5 protein-coding genes are annotated in these 5,846 nt (G+C 70.0%); all 5 read left to right on the top strand.

Annotation, left to right across the window (positions count from 1 at the left end; translation table 11 throughout):
* The first annotated feature begins 179 nt into the window (after positions 1–179).
* Positions 180–2,960: a type VI secretion system Vgr family protein gene (locus tag P409_RS36420; protein WP_052121329.1), complete on the top strand. Its 2,781-nt coding sequence runs from the start codon at positions 180–182 to the stop codon at positions 2,958–2,960.
* A gap of 6 nt (positions 2,961–2,966) precedes the next feature.
* A complete protein-coding gene (locus P409_RS24210; protein ID WP_034844675.1) occupies positions 2,967–4,439 on the top strand; it encodes a hypothetical protein in 1,473 nt (490 codons plus the stop codon).
* Positions 4,440–4,473: 34 nt separating this feature from the next.
* On the top strand, positions 4,474–5,262 hold the full coding sequence (locus tag P409_RS24205; protein WP_034844673.1) for a hypothetical protein: 789 nt from the start codon (positions 4,474–4,476) through the stop codon (positions 5,260–5,262).
* 29 nt (positions 5,263–5,291) lie between these two features.
* Positions 5,292–5,741 carry a DcrB-related protein gene (locus tag P409_RS24200; RefSeq protein ID WP_034844671.1) on the top strand — a complete coding sequence of 150 codons (450 nt, stop codon included), beginning with the start codon at positions 5,292–5,294 and terminating at the stop codon, positions 5,739–5,741.
* Positions 5,742–5,765: 24 nt separating this feature from the next.
* Positions 5,766–5,846, top strand: an 81-nt coding sequence (locus tag P409_RS41695; RefSeq protein WP_458574378.1) for a hypothetical protein, incomplete at its 3' end; no start/stop codon positions are given.

Raw genomic sequence — 5,846 nt, 5'->3', positions numbered from 1 at the left:
GAGCGCCCCGCCGGAAGCCGCCTGCTGGCGGCCCTGGCGGTCATCGCCGCAGCCCTGCGCTACGCGCCCGATCCCGGGCAGGGGCGGGCCCGCTGACCATATGATACCGTCTTCGCCTCTCCCTGCCGGTCGGCCGTCATGGCCGTCGGGGGGAGCGAACCGCAGGGTCGGGGTGCCCCATGTCTCCTTATGACTATACCGGATCGCTGACCCAGGCGGGGCGCCTGCTGTCGGTCCACACCCCCCTCGGCGAGGATGTCTTCCTGCTCGAGGTCATGGACGGCACCGAGGGGCTGAGCGGCCTGTTCGAGTTCCGGCTCCGCGTCCGCTCCAAGCGCCAGGACGTGACGCCGAAGGAGCTGGTCGGGCTGCCGATCAACTGGTCGCTGGAGCTGCCCGGCGGCGAGCGCCGCCAATGGTCGGGCGTCGTCGCCGCGCTCGCGGCCGGCCCGGCGCTGGGCGAGGGGATGCGCAGCTACACGCTCGAGATCCGGCCCTGGCTCTGGCTGTTCACCCACACCTCGGACTGCCGGATCTTCCAGAACAAGACCACCCAGCAGATCCTCGAGACGATCTTCACCGAGGCGAAGATCCGCGATACCGACTTCGGCCCGGTGATCGGGCCCAAGGCGGTGCGCGAATACTGCGTCCAGTACAACGAGACCGACTACGCCTTCATCTGCCGGCTGCTGGAGGAAGAGGGCTGGTGCTGGTGGTTCCGGCACGAGCCGGGCAGCGACGGGGCGCCGCCGCGGCACGTCTTCGTGGTGGCGGACGGCGCGCATGCCTGGACCTTCGGGGCCGAGCCGGATGTCCGCTTCACCACCACCAATCTCGACCTCAACGACGTGACGGGCTGGACCCGGCGCTTTGCGTTCAAGCCGGGCCAGGCGGCCGAGGCGGACTGGAACTTCGAGACGCCGCAGGCCCCCGTGACGCGGAACCAGCCCTCGGTGGCGCCGATCGAATCCAACCGCCTGTTCGAGATGTATCGCTGGGGCGGCCGGTTCATGGACAAGGACCGCGCCGACCACGTCACCCGCCGGCGCATCGAGGCGCATGAGGCCGGGTTCGAGGTAATCGAGGCCGAGAGCGGCAACCGCCGCATCGCGCCGGCGCAGAAGTTCCGGCTCTACGGCCACCCGATCGCCGCGGAGAACGCGGAATACGCCGTGGTCGGGGTCGTGCATTCGGCCGAGGACCAGACCTATGTGATGGGCGAGCGCCCGGCGCCGAGCTATTCCAACCGGTTCCGGGTGATCCCCGCCAGCACCCGCTGGGTGCCGGAGCAGAGAACGCCGCATCCGCGCATCGACGGGATGCAGACCGCCCTGGTGGTGGGGCCGCCGGGGGAGGAGATCCACACCGACCGCTATGGCCGGGTCAAGGTCAAGTTCCCCTGGGACCGCTACGCCAAGGGCGACGACACCTCCTCCTGCTGGCTGCGCGTCAGCCAGCCCTGGGGCGGGTCCGGCTGGGGGTCGCAGACGATCCCGCGCATCGGCATGGAGGTGCTGGTCAGCTACCTCGAGGGCGACCCGGACAAGCCGCTGGTGGTCGGCGTGGTGCCGAACCCGACCACCATGCCGTCGCTGGCGCTGCCGGCGAACAAGACCCGCACCGGCTTCAAGTCGTCGACCAGCCCGGGCGGCGCCGGGTTCAATGAAATGACCTTCGAGGATCAGGCCGGCGCCGAGGAGCTGTTCCAGCACGCCCAGAAGGACGCGACCGAGATCGTCCGCAACAACAAGCGGCAGCAGGTCGGCAACGCCCATACGGTGGCGGCGGAGACGCTGCATCTGACCACGGTGAAGGCGTCACAGGCGCAGATGACCCCGAAGGGGATCACGCTGCAGCACAAGGGCGCGATGATCCATCTGGACGAGACGCAGATCATCCTGTCCTTCAATGGCAAGCATAGCATCCGCCTCAGCGCCGACGGGGTCGAGACCCAGTCCGAGACCAAGGTGTTCTCGGCCCAGGGGGCGGGCGGGGCGGCGAAGAGCTTCGTCAACATCTTCGACCAGGGCGTTCATGTCCTGGGCGACAAGGACATCCTGCAGCAGGCCGCCGGCGCCACGGTGCTGATGAACGCCGAAGCGATCGACGCGCACGGTCCGCCGATCCTGCTGAACTGCTCACCCCCGGACACGGTCCAGACCGCCGCCGGCGGGCAGGGGCCGACCGTGGCGGACGTCAACCTCGCCGCTCCGCCGGGGGCGCAGGGCGCCAACCAGGGCCCCGGCGTGGCCCAGGGCGGCGGCGCCGGCGCGACCAGCTGGAGCGCCAATCCCAAATGGTGGGGCGCGCAATCGCCTCCCGGCAGCCCGGCCGACGCGAAGTTCTTCGGGGCCGAGGCGAAGGCGGAGCGGACCACGACGCCCACGAGCGACGTGCTGAAGGCCGAGGCGACCGTCGCAGGCGCCACGGTCAAGCAGGGCAATTTCGAGATCGACGCCTTCGCCGCCACCGGCAAGGTGTATTCCGGGGTGACGAACGACGGGTTCGGAGCGCAGGCCTCCGGCGAGGCGGCGATGGCGCGGCTGAAGATGGGCGGCGACGTCGGCAATCCCGCCACCGGCAGCTTCGGCCTGTCCGGCGAAGGCAAGCTGATGGCCGCGGAAGCGTCGGCCGGCTACACGCTCGGCGACGACGGGCAGCGCATCGGGATCGCCGGCGCCGCCAAGGCCAGCGCCGCCGCCGTCGACGGCAAGGCCGAGGGCCAGTTCTCGGTTCCGATCGGCTGGCTGCCGGGCGTGCCCGACGACTGGACCCTGGCATCGAAGGGAAGCGTCTCGGGGTCGCTGGGCTCCGTCGGCGGCGGGGCCGGCGGCCACGCCTATTACGATCGCGCCGACAGCCGCTATCATGCCGGCGGTTTCGGCGAACTCGAAGCGCTCGTGGGCGCCGAGCTGGGAGTTGACCTCAGCGTCGGGCCCCCGCCGCGTACCGGCAAGTAGCGGCCGATGTGTCCGATATGTGCGGCCCTGGCGGCGCTCCTGCCCCAGAAGGGGCGAACCGGACGGATCGTCCTCGGTCTGATCGCCGTCCTGGCGGTCCTGCTGGCGGCGACCTATGGCTGGGTGCAGCGCCACGGCCAGGCGGAGACGCCGGTCTCGCTCGGCCTGGTCGCCGGCCTGGCGCTCTGCGTCTACGGGCTGTTCGTCCTGCTGGTGCTGGTCGGCTTTCGCTGGATCATCCGGGTGAACGAGCGGCAGACCGCGAGGAAGGGAGATGTCCCGTTGACGTGGCGCCTGTCGCTGCTCTGGCTGTACCGCAGGCGGGATGTCGCCCGCATGGCGGGAGAGGATCGTCTGGCCGAACTCATGACCTTTTCGATCGTCGTCATCACCATTGTCGGCTTGTCCCTGGCGGTGATCCTGCCCCATACGCCGGCCCAGGCCGAGGAGAGTGCCGTGACTGACCTGCTGCTGAAGCCGCGCTCGACCCAGAGCCAGATCGAGCAATCGACGAATCTCCAGGTCGAGGACAATGGCGACCCGGCCCTGTCCTTCAGGCTGCGCCTGCCCAAGGACTGGCTGAAGTTCGAGCCGTACAAGCCGGAGACCCCCGACGGCGAGGGGCTGGTCCTGCTGTCCCGCTACGGCAGCCGGGACCAGCGGGCCATGATCGAGGTCTTCGCCCAGACGCTGCGGCGCGAATTGTCGAGCGCCGACTGGCTGGCGGCCTGGCTGCGGCAGAACGGCTATACCGTGCTGAAGCAGTACACCTACTACTCGGCCGCCGGCTGGAACGCCGATGTCCTGGCCGGGCGCCGGGCGGACGGCAAGGACTTCCTGTACCGGATGTCCACCTACAAGAACGCCGACAAGCTGTACCTGGTCACCGGCTATGCCGAGGCGGCCGCCTATCCCAATGCGGAGGAGCCGTTCGTCGTCGCCGCCAAGAGCTTCCAGCTGCTGCAGGCCGCCGACAGCCCCTCGGTCGAGCCGGTCCGGACCGTGCAGATCTCGAAGATCCTGCCGGCCAGTTTTGGTGTGCCCGAGATCTGGGTCGAAAGCCGCGACGAGACCGCGGGGCCGAGCCAGGAAAGCCTCAACTTCAAGAACAAGGTCGGCGATCACACGATCGGCCAGCTCAACGTGCTGGTGGCGCCGCAATCGGCCTACGTCTCCTACGGCGACCTCGCCGACACGCTGTTGGGCGCCGTCAAGCGGGCGACCGGCGCCGATGTCGCGGGCATGGCGCTGGCGCCGGTCGACCTCCGCACCGATCTCAAGGAGGCGCGGGAGGGCGAGGCCGACGCCCAGGTCAACGGGGCTCCGATCAAGGTCCGCCTCACCATCGGCAAGGCCGGGAACGCCTGGGTGTCCTTCATCCTGATCAGCTCGCGGCCCAATCCCGATCTCATGCTCGTCGATGCGATCAACCGGCGGGCCTATGATATCGCCGTGCGGACCTTCGGGCCGGCCTGGTAGCCGCCGGCGCGCGAGAGAGGGGGGGAGAGACGCCATGTCCTTCGCAGGCAATTCCGTGAAGACGCCGATCATGGCCGCGGCCCACGGCATGAAGCAGGTCGCCTTCAACACCATCGGCGACAAGGTCATCCGGCCGCTGGTGGAGTTCGCGCCGCCGCAGGTGACGCAGTTCGCCGTCGGCGCCGCGCAGCAGGCCCTGCAGACAGCGGCCGGGTCCGCCGGCTCGATGGCATCGGCCGTGGCCGGGGCCATGAGCGCGGCCGCCGGTTCCTCCGGGTCGAGCCCGATCGCGGCGCTGCCGGAACTCACCGGCGCCACGCCCTTCGTGCCGCCGGATTTCCGCGAGATGCCGCAGGTCGATTCGGCCTCCATCCTCGACCGCGCCCGCGGCAAGGTGCGGGGTGTCCTGTCCGGCCTGCCCGTCGGGATGCAGGACGCCGTCATCAACGCGGCCGAGACCGCGATCACGGACGGCGTCGCCAAGACTGCGGGGCGCAAGCTGGGCAGCGACTGGAGCGACCGGGCCAAGACCCTGATGGGCGCCACCGGCCTCGGCAGCGGCGTCGACGGCGCGAAGAAGGCCATGGACGGCGTGAAGAAGGCGGCCGACGACGCGGTCGCCGCCCTGCCCGGCAGCAGCGGGGCGATGAAGGACGCGGTGCGCAAGGTCGTCGCCGACAAGGCGCAGCAGGAGCTGGCGCGCAAGGTCGGCGACGGCTGGGCCAAGGCGGCGCGGACGGTCTATGACGGCTCGGCCAAGAAGCCCGACATCGCGGATGCCAGGACGCCGCCCTTCGTGCCCGACCCGGCCAAGAAGCCCTGATCCCGCCCTTCCGACCGACGAGGCCCCGCGTGGCGCAGACAAGCGTGAACCGAGACTTCTCCGTCAGCGTGCCGGACGACTGGACCGACCGCACCATGACGATCTTCGCCGCACCGGCCAAGGCCGGGCAGGCGGTGACGCCGAACATCCTGGTGGCGTCCGACCGGGTGAAGCCGGGCGAGGACCTGTCGGCCTTCGTCTCCCGCCAGGTCCATGACCTCAAGCACCGGGCGCAGGATTTCCGGCTGAAGCTGCAGCGCGAGGGCGTGCTGGACGGCCGCGACTGCATCGAGATCGTGTTCCGCTGGAACAGCGTGGAGCAGGGCTTCCTGCAGCAGCGGCAGGTCTATGCCATGATCGACGACGCCCGGGTGATGACGATCACCAACACGGCGCGGGAATCGGAGTTCGAGGCCGCCGACCAGACCTTCCAGCGCATCCTGGGCACCTTCTCCTGGGCCCGCCCGGCCGCCGGCTGATCGCCCCGGAGCGCTGACGCAGCCATGGACTCCGCCTTCCTCGCGGCCCGCCTGGGCGACCCGATCGAGCACAGCAGTGCGATGATGGGCTTCCTGATGGGCGCC

Source organism: Inquilinus limosus MP06, from assembly GCF_000767795.1.
Classification (GTDB): domain Bacteria; phylum Pseudomonadota; class Alphaproteobacteria; order DSM-16000; family Inquilinaceae; genus Inquilinus; species Inquilinus limosus_E.
Note: the sequence above shows the minus strand (reverse complement) of the source record. Positions and strands in the feature narration are given on the sequence as shown.